At 48.4% G+C, this 17,392-nt stretch carries 13 protein-coding genes; 5 read left to right on the top strand and 8 right to left on the bottom strand.

Features of this window, described 5'->3' with window-relative positions; all coding sequences use genetic code 11:
- Positions 1–13 precede the first annotated feature (13 nt).
- On the top strand, positions 14–1,384 hold the full coding sequence (gene lpdA / locus DXA74_RS10925; protein WP_118527552.1) for a dihydrolipoyl dehydrogenase: 1,371 nt from the start codon (positions 14–16) through the stop codon (positions 1,382–1,384).
- A 279-nt stretch (positions 1,385–1,663) separates the two neighbouring features.
- On the opposite strand, the gene mltG is transcribed toward lpdA, so the two are convergent.
- From mltG to lon, 5 genes are read right to left on the bottom strand one after another with little or no spacing between them, the layout of a single operon-like run.
- On the bottom strand, positions 1,664–2,683 hold the full coding sequence (gene mltG / locus DXA74_RS10930) for an endolytic transglycosylase MltG (protein WP_118527524.1): 1,020 nt from the start codon (positions 2,681–2,683) through the stop codon (positions 1,664–1,666).
- 17 nt (positions 2,684–2,700) lie between these two features.
- Positions 2,701–4,143: a DEAD/DEAH box helicase gene (locus DXA74_RS10935; RefSeq protein WP_118527526.1), complete on the bottom strand. Its 1,443-nt coding sequence runs from the start codon at positions 4,141–4,143 to the stop codon at positions 2,701–2,703.
- A 13-nt stretch (positions 4,144–4,156) separates the two neighbouring features.
- Positions 4,157–5,320 (bottom strand): LptF/LptG family permease, encoded by a 1,164-nt coding sequence (locus DXA74_RS10940; RefSeq protein ID WP_118527528.1) that lies wholly within the window; start codon positions 5,318–5,320, stop codon positions 4,157–4,159.
- 12 nt (positions 5,321–5,332) lie between these two features.
- Complete coding sequence (tgt, locus tag DXA74_RS10945; protein WP_118527530.1) at positions 5,333–6,490, bottom strand: tRNA guanosine(34) transglycosylase Tgt; 1,158 nt, start codon at positions 6,488–6,490, stop codon at positions 5,333–5,335.
- A complete protein-coding gene (gene lon / locus DXA74_RS10950) occupies positions 6,474–8,930 on the bottom strand; it encodes an endopeptidase La (RefSeq protein ID WP_118527532.1) in 2,457 nt (818 codons plus the stop codon). Before lon ends, tgt begins: the two co-directional genes overlap by 17 nt.
- Positions 8,931–9,075: 145 nt before the next feature.
- On the opposite strand from lon, the gene DXA74_RS10955 reads away from it, so the two are divergent.
- Positions 9,076–9,780, top strand: a complete 705-nt coding sequence (locus tag DXA74_RS10955; RefSeq protein WP_118527534.1) for a tRNA1(Val) (adenine(37)-N6)-methyltransferase — start codon at positions 9,076–9,078, stop codon at positions 9,778–9,780.
- Between the two features lie 78 nt (positions 9,781–9,858).
- Here DXA74_RS10955 and DXA74_RS10960 read toward each other — a convergent pair whose 3' ends face one another.
- Positions 9,859–10,893 carry a diacylglycerol kinase family protein gene (locus tag DXA74_RS10960; RefSeq protein ID WP_118527536.1) on the bottom strand — a complete coding sequence of 345 codons (1,035 nt, stop codon included), beginning with the start codon at positions 10,891–10,893 and terminating at the stop codon, positions 9,859–9,861.
- A gap of 201 nt (positions 10,894–11,094) precedes the next feature.
- On the opposite strand from DXA74_RS10960, the gene DXA74_RS10965 reads away from it, so the two are divergent.
- The 3 genes from DXA74_RS10965 to DXA74_RS10975 all read left to right on the top strand — a co-directional run bounded on the left by DXA74_RS10965 (position 11,095) and on the right by DXA74_RS10975 (position 15,580).
- Complete coding sequence (locus tag DXA74_RS10965; RefSeq protein WP_118527538.1) at positions 11,095–12,282, top strand: aminotransferase class I/II-fold pyridoxal phosphate-dependent enzyme; 1,188 nt, start codon at positions 11,095–11,097, stop codon at positions 12,280–12,282.
- A gap of 109 nt (positions 12,283–12,391) precedes the next feature.
- On the top strand, positions 12,392–13,846 hold the full coding sequence (locus tag DXA74_RS10970) for a PD40 domain-containing protein (RefSeq protein WP_118527540.1): 1,455 nt from the start codon (positions 12,392–12,394) through the stop codon (positions 13,844–13,846).
- A gap of 18 nt (positions 13,847–13,864) precedes the next feature.
- Positions 13,865–15,580 (top strand): DUF6057 family protein, encoded by a 1,716-nt coding sequence (locus DXA74_RS10975; protein WP_118527542.1) that lies wholly within the window; start codon positions 13,865–13,867, stop codon positions 15,578–15,580.
- Positions 15,581–16,101: 521 nt separating this feature from the next.
- Here DXA74_RS10975 and DXA74_RS10980 read toward each other — a convergent pair.
- Together DXA74_RS10980 and DXA74_RS10985 are read right to left on the bottom strand one after the other, a co-directional pair.
- Positions 16,102–16,974, bottom strand: coding sequence for an IS3 family transposase (locus DXA74_RS10980; RefSeq protein WP_118527544.1), 873 nt, complete (start codon positions 16,972–16,974; stop codon positions 16,102–16,104).
- Positions 16,932–17,342 (bottom strand): hypothetical protein, encoded by a 411-nt coding sequence (locus DXA74_RS10985; protein ID WP_118527546.1) that lies wholly within the window; start codon positions 17,340–17,342, stop codon positions 16,932–16,934. The genes DXA74_RS10980 and DXA74_RS10985 overlap by 43 nt, the downstream gene beginning before the upstream one ends.
- Positions 17,343–17,392: the final 50 nt, after the last annotated feature.

The raw sequence follows: 17,392 nt of genomic DNA on the forward strand, positions 1-17,392 counted from the left end.
AATTATGTACCTTATGAATACACATCAAACCGTACATAGCCCCTTGCTGATTATCGGTGCCGGTCCGGGTGGATATGAAACCGCACTGTTGGCCGCCCGAAGGGGAATCGAAGTGACTCTGATTGAAAAAGGACCGGTGGGAGGTACTTGTCTGAACGAAGGGTGCATTCCGACCAAGGCTTTTTGCCGACATGCCCAGATACTCGATGATTTGCGGGAATCGGAAACGTTGGGAATCCGTAACCAGAACTTTTCATTTGACATTCAGGCGGTGCTTCAGCGAAAGGAGCAGATTGTCGGACAGCTTCGTCAGGGTGTGGAAAGTCTTTTGCAAAACAAACTGATCCGGTTTGTGAACGGTGCAGCACGCTTTGAGGATGAGCATACAGTGCTGGTCGGTGAAGAAAGATATTCTGCAGATCATATTCTGATTGCCACAGGTTCTGTGTCCCAGACCTTGCCGATACCAGGCCATGATTTGCCACATGTGATGACTTCTACCGAAATTCTGAATCTGGATTGCATTCCGCGCCATCTGTGTGTCATTGGAGGAGGAGTTATCGGACTGGAGTTTGCTTCTATATTCAAAAGCTTCGGCAGTCAGGTCACCGTATTGGAATATTGCCGGGACATTCTTCCGCACTTTGATACAGATCTGGCCAAACGCCTGAAACAAAGTCTGGGTAAACGAGGCATCGACATTCAGACTCAGGCACAGGTGCAACAGATAGAAAAGACCGAAGACGGTCTGCTTCGCGTGCACTATCTGAAAAAGGAAAAGGAAATATGCGTAGAAGCTGATTATGTGCTTATGGCCGTAGGACGGCGTGCCAATATCGAATCGTTGAATCTGGATGATATCGGATTACGGTACGCCAAACGGGGTATTGAGGTAAACGAACAGATGCAAACGAATGTGCCCCACATTTATGCCATAGGAGATATCAACGGGCGACAGATGCTGGCACACGCAGCTACATTCCAGGGGATAAGGGCCTTGAACCACATGCAGGGACTCACCGACACGTTGCGACTGGATATTGTTCCGGCTGCGGTATTTACTCATCCCGAAGCGGCTACTGTTGGACTGACCGAAGAAGAGTGCAAGGCAAACGGCATTCCTTATCGGGTTCATAAGTCTTTCTTCCGGGCAAACGGAAAGGCTGTCTGCCTTCAGGAAACGGAAGGCTTCTGCAAACTGTTGAGCCACAAGGAAAGCGGAGTATTATTGGGCGGACATCTGGTAGGACCACATGCGGCGGATCTGATTCAGGAACTGACCGTTCTGATCCAGAACGGAAATTCGGTGAATGATTTAAGAAATACCATTCATCCTCATCCCACATTGGGTGAAGTCCTTTTAGATGCCGTTAAGGAAGAATAAAAAGAGAAAAACGGAACTTCACGTTTTGCCGGCATTCAAAAGAACATAAAAGCAATGTAGTAAAACAAAAAAGTCCATAAGAGAATAAGAGAAGCTACGGATTGTAGCTATAGCATTTAAAAAGGGACGGATCAAACTCTGAATTGAGTCGTGATTCGTCCCTTTTCTTTTATCATTGTAGGATACTCCAAATTTAAATCGTAAGTTCACATTTGAAAATTAAAGTTTGATGCATCCTCGTATTATATCCCGATTTATTCAAAAATTAGAATGAACCGGTTATTTGATATTTCTCTTGTTCAAGGCATCCGTATATTTCTGTGCATTCTGCAAATGCTCTTCGTAGGTTCGGGCAAAATTATGCGTTCCGGAGAAGTCTTCCTTAGCACACATATACAGATAATCATGATCAACCCGGTGGAGCACAGCATCGATAGATGCTACAGTAGGAATGCGGATAGGTCCTGGAGGCAATCCTACATTCTTATATGTATTATACGGACTGTCAATAGTCAGATGCTTGTGATAGATGCGTCGCAAAGAGAAATCCTTTAAAGCATACTTGATGGTAGGATCGGCCTGCAACGGCATCTCCTGCTTCAGGCGGTTGATATACATTCCGGCCACCATAGGCTTTTCTGCATTGTTGGCTGTTTCCTCCTCTACAATAGAGGCAATGGTAATCACCTCATTCGGGGTCAGTCCCAACTTTTGTGCCAGTTCCGCGCGTCCGTCTGTTTTCCAGAAGGCTGCATTTTCTTTCTGCATGCGCTTCATCAGGTCTTCCAGACTGATGTTCCAGTACACCTGATAGGTGTTGGGGATGAAGAGCGCCATGATGGTGGCTGTGTCATACGAGAGAGTGGCGCAGAATGCAGAATCCTGCAGTGCCTCGCAAATCGCAGTGGAGTCAACCATCAGTTTGCGTCCCAGCACACCGGCCAGTTTATCCACCGTGCGCACACTCGGGATGGTCAGGTTTACAGGAGACTGGTTACCGCTTGCCAATTTACGATAGGTTGCCAGTTGTCCTTCTTTGGGACTGACGGCATAACGTCCCGGATGGACAGTCATGGGCTTCAGAGTTTCCAGAATGGAATAGCCCCACAGACAAGACGGCTGAGCCGCTGTCTCTATCTTGCTGCGGATAGAGTCGTTCGTGTCGTCGTCATCTACATAAACATACACGGTTTCGCTGATCTTGTAGCAAGAACTGAAGAACAGGGAATACACCGCAACGCATGCGGTTACCAATACAACGGCACCACCGATCAGAAGTGCCTTTTTCTTTGTTTTCATATCTTTACTGTAATTTTTTATTCTGTCGGTGCTGCCGGCTTCTGTTCGCTTCCCTCGGCCGGTTTGTTTGACTTTCTGCGGCGATGATGGCTTCTTCTCTTTTTGGCCGGTTTCTTTTCAGCCTGTTCTGCCGTCACCTCTTTCTTTGCGTCACCCGGTTCCTTCGTTTCAGACTTTGGGGCCTCCTGAGTTCCGTTTGTTTTCTGCGGCTTCTTGGATTCTGACTTTTTGGCCTCTGTTTTGGGTTTGCCTTCGGCAGAACCGCCCTTTCCTTTTTTCTTGGACTTTCTGCTTTTTTTCTTGAAAGACTCTTCCTTCAGCTCCGGTTTGGCAAAATCTTCGGGAAGTGTCACCGCCGGAATTTCAATCTCCAGCTGTCTTTCCATCCGTTTGAAACCGGTATATTCTTTTTCGCTGATCAAGGTCAGAGCATTTCCATCGTTGTTGGCACGCGCTGTTCGTCCGATGCGGTGCACATAATCTTCGGCATCGTGCGGCAAGTCGTAATTAACGACCAACTGAATATCGTCAATATCAATGCCACGGGCCACAATGTCCGTAGCTACCAGAATATCGATTTGCTGTGTCTTGAAAGAATACATCACAGCGTCGCGTTCTTTCTGGTCCAGATCGGAGTGCATTTCTCCCACATTGAAACCTTTGCGGAGCAAGGCACGGGCAATATCCTTCACTTTAATCTTGGAAGAAGCAAAGATGATGACGCGCTGCGTAGGGTAGTGTGTGAAGAGCCACTTGACAGCTTTCAGCTTTTCTGCCTCACAGCAGAATACCACCTCCTGCTTGATTTTTTCAGCCGGTTTGGATACGGCAATCTTGATTTCTACCGGATCTTTCAGGATATTGCGGGCCAGCTGCTGAATCTTGGCCGGCATTGTGGCCGAAAAGAGGATAGTCTGGCGTTCGCGCGGCAGAAGCTTTTCAATTTGCAGGATGTCCTCGCTGAATCCCATGTCCAGCATGCGGTCGGCCTCGTCCAGAATGAAATATTTCACATGAGACAAATCCACATTGCTCAGACTCAGGTGACTGATCAGTCTGCCCGGAGTGGCAATGATGATGTCTGCTCCCATCAGCAGTCCGCGCTTTTCCTGTTCATAACGGATTCCGTCGTTGCCTCCGTAAACGGCAACGCTTGAAATCGGCACATAATAGGAGAAACCGGCCAGTGACTGGTCAATCTGCTGTGCCAGTTCGCGTGTCGGCGACATGATGATGCAGCTGATCTTGTTTTCCGGTCCCGGGTTGTCGCACAAGCGGCTCAGCACCGGCAACAGATAGGCTGCGGTCTTTCCGGTTCCGGTCTGTGCCACTCCAATCACATCCCGTCCTTCCAGAATGGCGGGAATGGCATGCTCCTGAATCGGTGTGCAATCTATAAAGTTCATATCATCCAGGGCATCCAGCACCTGGTCGTTCAAATCTAATTCGTAAAAATCCACGTTTCTAATTTCTTTATCTTGGTGCCTTCTTGTAAAGGAAGAAAGCAATTATTGTAAATATGATATTCGGCAGCCACACCGCCAAAGCAGAAGGCCAGTCGGCATTGATGGCCAGAGTCGAGGAAATTGTCTGGAAAAGGATATAAGAGGCACTCAATGCCAGACCGATTCCCAGATAAAGTCCCATACCTCCCTTGCGTTTTCGGGCAGAAAGCGACAAACCGATAGTGGTCAGAATAAAGGACGCAAACGGGGTGGCATAGCGTTTGTAATATTCCACCTCAAAAGGCTTCACATTACCCAGTCCACGTCGTTTCTGCTTTTCAATATATACCTTCAGTTCCGGATTGGTCAGAATCTCCTGCTGGTTACGCGTCTCCAGGAAGTCGGCAGGCTCCATCATGATGAGCGAGTCCAATTTGGAACCGGAAGTGATACGCTCACGCATTCCTTTCATTTCGCGGATGGTGTAGTTGCTGATTTTCCAGTGATACTGCTCGTCGGCAAGAGTATCATACTTGATAGTGCTGGCGGTCAGATGCGAAACCAGTTTCTTGTTTTCAAACTTATCCAAGGAGAAGCGGTAGCCTGTTTTGGTCTCTCCGTCAAAATGCTCGATAAAGGCAATCACACCGGTGTCGACCTGCAGCTGCACGTTCTGTGCAAAATTGGCACGCTGTTTCTTCTTGTAGATATTTTCAAAGTTGAGTCGTTTTTCACTGCCTTGCGGTATGACATACGAACCCAATACAAACGAGAGCAAGGCAATGATAGCAGCAGAAATCATGTAAGGGCGCATCAGGCGCTCAAAACTCATTCCTGTTGACATCATGGCTATGATCTCCGAATTCTCTGCCAGTTTGGAAGTGAAGAAGATCACGGAAATGAACACGAACAGCGGACTGAACAGGTTCGAGAAGTAAGGAACAAAATTCAGGTAATAGTCAAAGATGATTCCTTTGAGCGGCGCATTGTTCGTGGTGAATTTATCAATGTTTTCGTTATAATCGAAGACAATCGCTATGGAAATGATCAGAATGATCGAAAAGAAGTAGGTTCCCAAAAACTTGGCAATCAGATAGCGGTCCAGTCGATTCAACAACTTGACAGAAGAAAGCCATCCCAGCGGCTTTCTTCTGTCTGAGTTATCCTTGTTTTTCTTTTTGAAGAGTTTCATGCAGGACTGTTTTTATAATCTCACAGATACTTTTCTTACCATCTCGGCTTTCCATGCAGAGAAATTGTCGGCCAGAATCTGCTTTCTGGCTTCCTGAACCAACCAGATATAGAAAGCCAGATTATGAATCGAAGCAATCTGCAGGGCCAGCAGTTCCTGTGCCTTGAACAGATGATGCAGATAAGCCTTTGAGTAGGCTGTGTCTACGTATGAAGTTCCGTCAGGGTCTACCGGCGAAAAGTCGTCGGCCCATTTCCGGTTGCGCATGTTCATAATACCGTTCCGTGTGAAGAGCATGGCATTACGTCCGTTGCGTGTAGGCATCACACAGTCGAACATATCCACTCCGCGCTCGATACCCTCAAGCAGGTTTACCGGAGTGCCCACACCCATCAGATAGCGGGGCTTGTCCTTAGGCAGAATCTCATTCACAACCTCGATCATTTCATACATCACCTCGGCCGGTTCGCCCACCGCAAGACCACCGATAGCATTACCGTCGGCGTTCTTGCTGGCTACAAACTCAGCAGAACGGCGGCGCAGGTCGGGATAAGTACATCCCTGCACAATCGGGAACAACGACTGCCCGTAACCATATTTCGGGGCGGTTTCGTTATATCGGTTGATGCAGCGGTCCAGCCAGCGATGTGTCAGCTCCAGACTCTTGCGGGCATATTCATAATCCGAATCACCGGGAGGGCACTCGTCAAATGCCATCATGATATCCGCACCGATGGAGCGTTCGATGTCCATTACCTTCTCGGGAGTGAAGAAATGCTTGGAACCGTCGATATGCGAACGGAACTCGCAGCCTTCTTCACGCAGCTTACGGATACCGGTCAGCGAGAACACCTGAAAACCGCCGCTGTCGGTCAGCATCGGTTTGTTGAAACCATTGAAACGGTGCAGGCCGCCCGCCTTTTCCAGAATCTCCGTTCCGGGGCGCAGATACAGATGATAGGTGTTTCCCAGAATAATCTGCGCTTTGATATCCTCCGTTAGATCCTTCAGCTGGACACCCTTAACGCTGCCCAAGGTACCCACAGGCATGAAGATCGGAGTTTCAATGTCTCCATGATCCGTTGCCAGCACGCCGGCGCGTGCGTTGGTCTTCGCGTCGGTGTGCAGCAGTGTAAACTTGGAATTGGTCTGTTTATTTATGGTCACCATTGTTTTCTTCGAATTTAAAAATAATCGGATGCTTAACTTTTTCCTTCAGCAAAGCAAACTGAAGCACTTCCTCCACATTATCTACATAATGGAAGGTGAGTCCCTTCAGATACATTGCCGGAATCTCTTCGATATTCTTCTTGTTTTCCTTGCAAAGAATGATATCCTTGATGCCGGCACGGCGTGCTGCCAGAATCTTTTCCTTGATACCGCCCACAGGCAACACCTTGCCACGCAGCGTAATCTCACCCGTCATGGCCAGATTGCTACGTACTTTGCGCTGGGTCAAAGCTGAAGCCAGAGACGTGGCCATGGTGATACCGGCCGAAGGACCGTCTTTAGGCACGGCACCCTCGGGCACGTGGATATGAATGTTCCAGTTCTCAAAGATGCGGTTGTCGATGTTCAGGTCCTCAGCGTGTGCCTTGATATATTCCAAAGCCAGCATGGCCGACTCCTTCATCACATCGCCCAGATTTCCGGTCAGCGTCAGTTTTCCGGGTTTTCCCTTGCTCAGACTTGTTTCTATGAACAGAATCTCACCGCCCACAGAGGTCCATGCCAGTCCGGTTACCACACCGGCATATTCATTGCCCTGATAGATGTCGCGGGTAAACTCCGGCTTACCGAGCAGCGTTTCGATGTCTGCCGGTTTGATTTCGCTGTAAGGCATTTCATTGGTCCGTGCATATTCCAGAGCAATCTTGCGGAACACCTTGTTGATTTTCTTCTCCAGACCGCGCACACCGGATTCACGGGTATAGTTTTCAATCATAAACTCGATGGCCGAGCGCGAGAACTTGATGTCGCTCTTTCCGGCCAGACCGTTGTTTTCTTTCTCCTTGGGGATCAGATGACGCTTGGCAATCTCAATCTTCTCTTCGGTGATGTATCCGCTCACCTCAATCAGCTCCATACGGTCGAGCAGAGGGCGGGGAATAGTACCTATATTATTAGCGGTAGCAATAAAGAGCACCTTGGACAAATCGTAATCCAGGTCCAGGAAATTGTCATGGAAAGCGTTGTTCTGTTCCGGGTCGAGCACCTCGAGCAATGCCGATGAAGGATCTCCCTGCACGGTATTCTGACTGATTTTGTCAATCTCATCGAGGATAAACACTGGGTTAGAGCTTTCCGCCTTGATCAGATTCTTGATGATACGTCCCGGCATGGCACCGATGTATGTTTTGCGATGACCACGGATTTCCGACTCATCATGAAGTCCGCCGAGCGACATACGTACATATTTTCTCTTCAGGGCTGTGGCCACACTGCGTCCGAGCGAAGTTTTTCCCACTCCCGGAGGGCCATACAAACAGATGATCGGTGCCTTGAGATCACCGCGAAGACGCAACACGGCCAAATGCTCCAGAATACGTTCCTTGACTTTCTCCAGTCCGTAATGATCCTTGTTGAGCACCTTTTCGGCATTCTTCAGGTTCAGGTTGTCTTCGGTATAGGTATTCCACGGCAGGCTCAGCAGGGTTTGCAGATAGTTCAGCTGCACATTATAGTCCGGACTCTGCGGATTCAGACGCTCCAGCTTGGCCAGCTCGCGCTGAAACACCTGCTCGATTTCCTCATTCCAGTTCTTCATCGCGGCCTGATTTCTCAGCTGACGGATATCCTGGTCTTGGGGAGTGCCTCCCAGCTCATCCTGAATGTTCTTGATCTGCTGCTGCAGGAAATACTCTTTCTGCTGCACATCCAGATCCTCACGGGTGCGTCGCTGAATTTCGGCACGCAGCTCGGCATACTGGATTTCCTTGTTCAGCTGGCGCAACAGAATCTCCGTACGCTTCACCATAGAGCCTTCACTCAGCAATTCCATTTTGCGGCTGATGGCAAACGGGAAGTTGGCACAGATAAAGTTGATCAGGAAAGTCTTGTTTGAAATATTCTTGATGGCGAAGATCGATTCACGGGGAAGCTGCTCGTTCATCTTGATATATTTCATGGTCACCTCGCGACAGCTCTCCACCAGGATTTCATACTGTGCATCATCCTTGGCCGGCAATTCATCGTTAATCTTAACGGCATTACCTATTAAATAAGGAGATTCCTCGATGATGCTCGAGAGCTCAAAACGGCTCATACCCTGAAGAATCACGGTGATGGACTGATCCGGCAGTTCAAGCACCTTTACGATTTTTGCCACTGTACCGACATGATACAGGTCTTCGAAGAGCGGATTGTCTGTTTCCGGTGTCAACTGGCACACCACGCCTATATGAAAATTCTTCTTCTCTGCCGCCTTGACCAGCTTGAGCGAACTCTTGCGTCCTACAGCAACCGGCATGACTACTCCCGGAAACAGGACCATGTTCCGCAGCGGAAGGATGGGCAAAGTTTCATCCACATCAACTTCAAATACGCTGCTCTCGTCTCCTTCAAAGTCGGCAACTAAAGAAAAAGGATTCTGATTTTCGTCAATTTGCATAAACTCTCTATTTGTTTTTTATATTTTTTGTGAAACTCGGCAAAGATACAAAATTGTGTCTATTATACCAACTATAAATATTGTATTTGATTTTAATTAGTTATTTTTGCAACAACTATAAACAAAGACGAAGATTTTTTGAGCAATGAATTCATTCCATTTCAAGCAATTTTCCGTAAGTCATGAGCTTTGCGCCATGAAAGTGGGGACCGACAGCGTGCTGTTAGGCGCGTGGGCCGACTGTGTGCCGGCGCAGCATATTCTGGATGTGGGCACCGGCTCGGGCATTCTGGCTCTTATGGCGGCCCAGCGCAATCCGAACGCCTCGGTCACTGCTCTTGAAATAGACCCTTCGGCGGTGGAGCAGGCACGCATCAATGTGGCGCAGTCTCCGTGGAGCGGGCGTATTCATGTGGTTCAGGCAGACATCCGCACCTGGCAGTCGCCCGCGGTATTCGACTGCATCCTGTGCAATCCGCCGTTTTATACCAACGGACTGATGTCGCCCACTGCCCAACGGAACCAGGCCCGTCAGGCGGCCTGCCTGCCTTTTGACGAACTGATAGCCCGCTGTGCGGCTCTGCTGACGGACTGCGGCACCTTCCACGTCATCATTCCGGCCGAAAGCTGTGACTCATTCAGCATGCTTTGTTGGGAAAACGATTTGTATCTGCAAAGGAAAGTATGGGTACACACCAAAGAAAACAAACCGGCCAAGCGGGTGCTGCTTTCTTTCTCGCGCGCCCGATGTCCTTATCCGGCGGGGGAGAAACTGATTCTTAAATCGGAGGAGAATGAACCCACCGATGCTTACCGGCAACTGACCGGAGACTTTTATCTGAAATATTGAAACGATTTGCCCCTTGTTGCATGCTTCATTCACATAGAAAGCATGCAACAAGGGGCAAAAATATTTTTGCAGCAAAGGTTATTTCAAGCGTTTCAGACTCTTACGCACGTGCTCCTGGTGCGAACGGATAAGGCGTTTCTGCTTTTCGATGATTTCATCGCGGAACTGGTTCAGGTCGCTGTAAAAGTTTGAAAACATTCTCAATAGCGGCGGCTGCGGAGTAGTGTGTGAATTGATAACCACATTCAGTCCTTTTTCTACCAGAATCACATCCACATTCTTGCCGGCCATGACCGGATCACCGTCAAAATGAATCACTCCCGGAGCCGCTCTTTCGATACTTACCTTCTTGCAGCGGAAGGTTTTGATCTTGCTGTTATGATCTATCGTGCGGTTGAAAAGCTGAATGGCTATCTGTGGTGCCTCGAGCACAGAGATGGGTTCCATAATGGTCACGTCCATCAGTCCGTCGCTCATCGAGGCATTCGGAGCGATATAGGCATTGTTGCCGTATTGCGACGCATTGGCACAGGCAATCAGGAAAGCCTTGTAAACCATCTGTTTGTTGTCGTCAATCGTGATGGTATAGGTGTCCGGCTTATAGCTCAAGCCCTCGCGCAACGTATTCTCTATATAAGTAAGGAAACCGCGCTTGCCGGCTTCAGCAAATTTGGAACTGACAAAAGCGTCAAACCCAATGCCGCAGGTGCAGAAAAAGGGAATGTTGTTGATTTTGCCATAATCCAGCTCGTGAATCACACATTCGTTGAGCACCTGTATGGCTCCCACGGGATCAATCGGGATTTCCAGATGCCGGGCCAGTCCGTTTCCGGAGCCGCAGGGAATGATTGCCAGTGCGGTCTGGCGGTGCACCAGCGAGCGGGCCACCTCGTTCACCGTGCCGTCGCCGCCGATGGCAACCACGATATCAATGCCGTTGTCGGCCGCTTCGCGGGCAATCAGGGCCGCGTGCCCCGCATATTGCGTATATTTTATCTCATAGTCAAAGCGTGTTGTATCCAGATAATTGCCGATGTCTGCAATGATCTGGTCCTTTTTCTGGGTGCCCGAAATGGGATTGATTATGAAATGGATTCTTTTCTTCTCAGCCATAAGTAATTGAGTAAAAAACATGTTGTTTAGCAAACACAAAGATACTCTTTTTTTTCCTCTTTCATGTTCTGAACTTCATGAAAGGCAGACTTTTTGTTATTTTTATGTTTGATTTTCCCCGATTAAAAATTTTAATTATTATTTTTGCAGCGGACTTTCAAAGAAAAGGTCCGAAGAATTTCTATAAACCTAACATTGAAAATGGGATTATTACAAGACAAATTAGCAAAGTATGATGCGCCCCAGAAATTTATGGAAGCAGGGGTGTATCCTTATTTTAGAGAAATTGAAGGCAAACAGGGGACAGAAGTTTTGATGGAAGGACACCGTGTCCTGATGTTCGGTTCCAACGCTTATACTGGATTGACTGGAGATGAACGTGTCATTGAAGCCGGCGTACAGGCACTGAGAAAATACGGCTCAGGATGTGCCGGTTCCAGATTCCTGAACGGAACTCTGGATCTCCATGTGCAACTGGAAAAAGAACTGGCTGCCTTTGTAGGAAAGGACGAAGCACTTTGCTTTTCTACCGGATTTACCGTAAATTCCGGAGTGCTGGCCTGCATCACCGACCGCAATGACTATATCATCTGCGACGACAGAGACCATGCTTCTATCGTAGACGGAAGAAGACTGTCTTTCTCACACAACCTGAAATACAAGCACAACGATATGGAGGATCTGGAGAAACAGCTCCAGAAGTGCAAGCCCGATGCAGTGAAACTGATTGTCGTTGACGGTGTGTTCTCTATGGAAGGCGACTTGGCCAACCTGCCGGAAATCGTGCGCCTGAAGCATAAGTACAATGCCAGCATCATGGTTGACGAGGCACACGGACTGGGTGTGTTCGGACGCAACGGACGTGGTGTGTGCGACCATTTCAATCTGACCGATGAGGTAGACCTGATCATGGGAACATTCAGTAAGTCTCTGGCTTCTATCGGCGGCTTTATCGCAGCGGACAAGTCCATCATCAACTGGTTGAGACACAACACCAGAACCTATATCTTCAGCGCTTCAAACACACCGGCTGCCACAGCCTCTGCACTCGAAGCCCTGCACATTCTGCAGCAGGAGCCGGAGCGTATCCAGAAACTGTGGGACGTTACCGACTATGCCTTGAAGCGTTTTCGCGAAGAAGGCTTCGAAATCGGTGCTACCGAATCGCCGATTATTCCATTGTACGTGCGCGATACCGACAAGACTTTCCTCGTGACCAAACTGGCATTCGACGAAGGTGTGTTCATCAATCCGGTAATTCCGCCGGCCTGTGCTCCTCAGGACACCCTGGTACGCTTTGCCCTGATGGCCAACCATACCAAAGAGCAGGTTGACGAAGCTATCGAGAAACTGTCTAAGGTATTCAAGCAGTTGGATATCATCCGATAAAAAGGTTTTTTATGATCTTATAGAAAATAAATTGAAGTGGATTCTCCGTTTCCGAACGGGAGTCCACTTTCAATGTTTATGCTTTTACCCTGAAAAAACAAAACTATCTATGAAAACAACCCGATACACAAGATGCAGGAGCGGGGCTGTTCTGTCTCTGGGAGGACTTCTGTTCCTCATGACTGCCTGCGCTCCGAAAACACCCAAGGAAAACAGCAGCGAAGCCCCTGCCATCTTTCCGGACTACAAGAATGTGGTCGTGCCATGCAATATAGCACCTCTGAACTTTATGATGGACGGGGCATCCAGAATCTCGGCCGACTTCTTTGTTGGAAACGAGAAACTGTTTACCGTCAGCGGAACAAACACCATCAAAATTCCCAAAGACGACTGGCAGGACGGTCTGAAACAGGCACGGGGAAAACAGATGCGTGTCTCCGTCTCCGTATGGAACGACCAGCATCAGGAAGGAGTGAAATATCGTGATTTCCAGATTACTGTGTCTGCCGACTCCATCACTCCCTGGATTGCCTACCGCCTGATCCCCCCGGGCTATGTGCTTTGGAAGAGCATGGGCATCTATCAGCGCCATCTGGAAAATTTCGAGGAGGAATGCGTGGTAAGCAACAACGAAAACCACGACGGCTGTGTCAACTGCCACAGTTTCCAGAACTATTCTCCGGAGCGTTTTCTGTTTCACGCACGAGGCAAGAACGGTTGCAGTGTGCTGGTTCAGAACGGAGTACCCGAACGACTGGAACTCGACAAGATGGAGCCTCACTTCAAGGGCACTTACCCGTTCTGGCACCCGAAAGGCCGTTTCATCGTACTGGCCAACTGCGACACGCATCAGGCTTTCTATGGCCACAGCAACAACAAGGTGGAGGTCTATGATCTGGAATCGGACCTGATGGTTTACGACACGAAAGAGAAGAAAGTCATCACCGACCCACGGTTCACGGAAAAACAGTATTGGGAAACGTTCCCGGCTTTTTCGCCCGACGGAAAGTCGCTTTATTTCTGCCGCGCTCAGGCCTGCAACATTCCCAAGGAATATGACAAGTTGAAATATGCTCTGCTGCGCACGGACTTCAATGAGCAGAACGGCACACTGGGCAGTAGGGTAGACACCCTCTATAATCCGGCCACCGAAAAGGGCAGTGTTTCTTTCCCCCGCATCTCGCCCGACGGGAAATATCTGCTGTTTACGGAATCAGACAGCGGTACCTTCCCCATCTGGCACAAAAAGGCCGACCTGAAAATGATCAATCTGGCTACCGGCGAACGTGTAAATACCGATGCCCTGAACAGCAGCGATGTGGACAGCTATCACAGCTGGGACCAGAAAGGAAAATGGATTATCTTCAGCAGCCGTCGCCTGGACGGACGGTACACACGTCTTTTCATCGCTCATTTTGATGAGAAGACCGGATTCTCCAAACCTTTCCTGTTGCCGCAGAAAGCTCCGGTGCAGAACAACGAACGCATGTATTCGTACAACATCCCGGAATTTGTAAGCGGACCGGTTGATCTGAAAGAGTCCGTTGCCGATTTATTTGAATAACCCAAGAAATTACTGACCATGAATTTCAAGAAATATTCCCATCATGCCGGCAATCTGCTGCTTTGGATGGCCACGTTCGCCACTCTGGGGCTTTGCTGTCCAGCAACCCTGAAGAACATCGAAGCCCAAAACCCTTTGTTGGGAGCCGGTGACTTTATCTCCGAAAGCCTGCGCTATCCGGGCGGACTGGTATCCATCGCCAACACCTGGCTGCAACAGTTTTATGTCTATCCGTGGCTGGGAGCAGCCCTTACGGCCACCCTCATCATGGCGTGCAGCCTGAGCATCGGTGCAGCTCTCCGCAGTCTGAAAACCCGCTGGGGAGCCCTTGCCGGACTAATCCTGGCCTCGGTCATTCTGTTTGTGGAGTTTCCCAACCAGCTGACTTTGTTGCAAATCACCTTGTCGCTGCTTCTCTATGCCGGATATGCTGCCCTGAAGATGCGGAACCGCAGCGCAGGGCCTGCCATAGCCTGCCTGCTCGTCTTTCCGGTTCTCGGAAGTGCAGCCGCCTTTGGTCTTTATCTGGCCTTTTTGCTGACCGATCTGGCCGAAGGCCGCCGCGTAGGTTCGTGGATTTATAGCGCCGTAGGGCTGTTCCTGAGCATTCTTTTCCCATACCTGTGGAGCGAAGGCATCAGTTATCTTGATGAAAATCAGCGCCAGTTGTTCCGTATGGATGCCCTGTCGTTTGTGTTGCCCCTGCTGCCGATAGTTCATCTGTTCTGTAAATCGAAAGCAAACACTACGGACATAAAACATCCGGCAGTGGAGTGGGGCTGCCATCTGGCCGCTGCCCTCATCATACCGGCCTTATTCCTGATACAGAAAGGAAAAATAGCGCAGAAAGAAGACCTCTATCACATGGAGCAGGCAGCCGAAGAAGGCGACTGGAGCACCGTGTATCAGCTGGCCAACGCCAACCGGCCCAATTATACGGACTTGCAGCTGAGATATGCACTGCTGGCCGAAAGTGAAGCCGGAACGCTGGCCGACAATCTGTTCTTCTATCCGGTGACCTCAACGGATAATTTCTACTTCAGTCGGAAAACGGAAGTGATCCCTGCTTTCTTCAATGCCTTGTTTTACAAAAGTGTAGGGGTGGGTGACGAATATATGCATCAGATTTTTGAAATGGGCGTGCAGAATCATGCTTCGGCTTCAGCCCGCACCATCCGCCATCTCACCGAAGCCGCCATCATGCAGGGCGACAAGGCACTGGCGCGCAAGTATTTTGACATCGCTTGCCGAAGCCAGAAGGAACAGCAATGGACCGAGCGCACCGCACAAAAACTAAACGAACTGAACAGCACACAGGTCACAAAAGATTCCGTGCCGGACCGCTCGGGTTACTTTATCGGTTCCTATGCTCCCAAACTGGAATTCACTTATATGGCTCTGGACGACAGTACCAACACCAAGCGCATCAATCTGATGCTTTGCAGTTTCCTGCTTGAAAAGGATATGGGACGCTTCAAACAGGCTCTGAGCATGTATCGGGAACTTTTCCGGCAGCATCTGCCCAACGCTTATGCCGAAGCGTATCTGCTGGCCAATATGGACGACCGGAACTATGTATTGCCGTTTGATGTGCCGCAAAACAAGATGCAGGATTGGATGAATTATCTGCAACTCCTCAGTGAGGATCGTATCGGAGAAATCAACCAGCAGTATTCCAATACGTATTGGTATTATTATCTGTATTCGAATGCCCAGGCAGCAAAGCAACAATAAAGGGGCCACGGATTGGGAAAAGAAATCCGGAAGCCTTTAAAATCGAAAGCCTCAAACCGAACAGACAAGAGTCGGTTTGAGGCTTTTTCCGTATGAAAAAACTAGAGCGTTTTAAATCCGAATCCAGAAGTCCTGTGAGCATGCAATAAGGAGCAGAAGCTCAAACACATGGAAAGAAGCTTTTAGCATGAGAAAATCATTGTGATAAAATTCAAAAACGGTGCTGATGAAATGAAAAAATCATCAGCACCGTTTTCAAAGGAGATTTCGGGGCATGACTATGCCTAAAATTACTTCACACATTTTTGTTTATATTTACTGATTCACTTTACATGTTAATAAAACTCTTCCTGCTTTACTTTACATATTAGTTAGCAACAGGTTTAAATGCGATGCATTAGTAACAAATCAGGACAAATAATATTTAATGAACTAATCTATGAAAAACACCGCGGAGGTTTGCCTAACGGCTGGAGGCGCGAAACCTCCAAAGAGTGTCATGCAACGGACGCAGCTCTCATTTATGCGGGCGTCTTCATGCCATTACTCCTATGCGGTCTTTTGGTGTTATAAAATTCTATGATCTGTTTTATTAATGTCCTGGCCTGTCTGATATTCGCAGGTCTTTTCATTCTGTAAAGCCATTCCTGCTTGATGATTCCATTAACCCGCTCTGCAATGGCATTGTCTGTCGGATTACCGTCTTCTGTCATACTGATTGTGACCTTGAGTTCCTCAAGCCGTTCCACATAGCGGTTACAGCAATACTGCACTCCACGGTCCGAGTGGTGAATCAGATGACTCAGATCTGCTTTCCGGAACATACTCAAAGCCTGTTCCAAAGTTTCAAGTGTATTCTCGGCAACCAGACTCTCAGAAAGGGTCCAGCCGATAATCTCATGCGAAAATGCATCGGTCAGCAAATGAAGGTAACAGACACCTTCATCCGTATCTATATAAGTGATGTCTGCCACCCAAAGCATGTTTATTCCCGTTGGTTTATAGCCTTTTATCAGATTCTTATACCTGCGGAAACGGTGGTTTGAGTTGGTGGTATGCCTACGCTTCTGGGGAGGAAGCATCAGATGTCTGCGATGGAGCAGGTTATAAAAACAGTCACGTCCCATAACTCTGGAACCATAGACATCACGCAGAATCAGAAACAGTTTGTAGGCTCCGATACCTGGAGCCTGTTGGCGGATATCCCTTACCAAAGACAAGACCTTCAACTCATTCAGCTTACGTTCCTCGCAAGTGCTCCGGCTGACTGAATAATAGCCTTCACGTGTCTTGCCAAACAGTCCGCTCAGACATTCTATAGATACTTTAGGATGTCTGAGCCGAAGGCTGTCTACTGCTTGGCGCCAGCTTTTTTTAACAGGTCGATTCCATATTCCTCACGACCGATCCGCAAAACCTCATTCAAGGCTTCGTTACGCAGTTCGGAATATTCCAAAGCTTTCCGAAGGCGGGCTATCTCGGCTGCCAGTTCTTCTTCTTTGCTTTGAGGAATCCCTTCACGCTGGTGTTTGGCTAATCTTTCCTTACGCATAAGAGATATCTTTTCCAATAGTTCAGAGGATAAAGGTAGCTCTTTTTCGTTCAAAACAAACTCTTTTTCCCAATAATAAAGAGCGCCCTTGGCCAGATTATACTTCTGCTCGGTAAAAGATCTTGACTCTGCAGATTGATAATACTCACTTAAAACTCGAAGTTTAAAATCAACGCTAAACTTGCGATGAGGTACATTTCTTGTTCCCATTTTAATCTTTTAATTGTTAAAACGGTGTGAAGTATTTCTGTATTAAGACA

Source organism: Bacteroides sp. OF04-15BH (genome assembly GCF_003477995.1).
Classification (GTDB): Bacteria; Bacteroidota; Bacteroidia; order Bacteroidales; family Bacteroidaceae; genus Paraprevotella.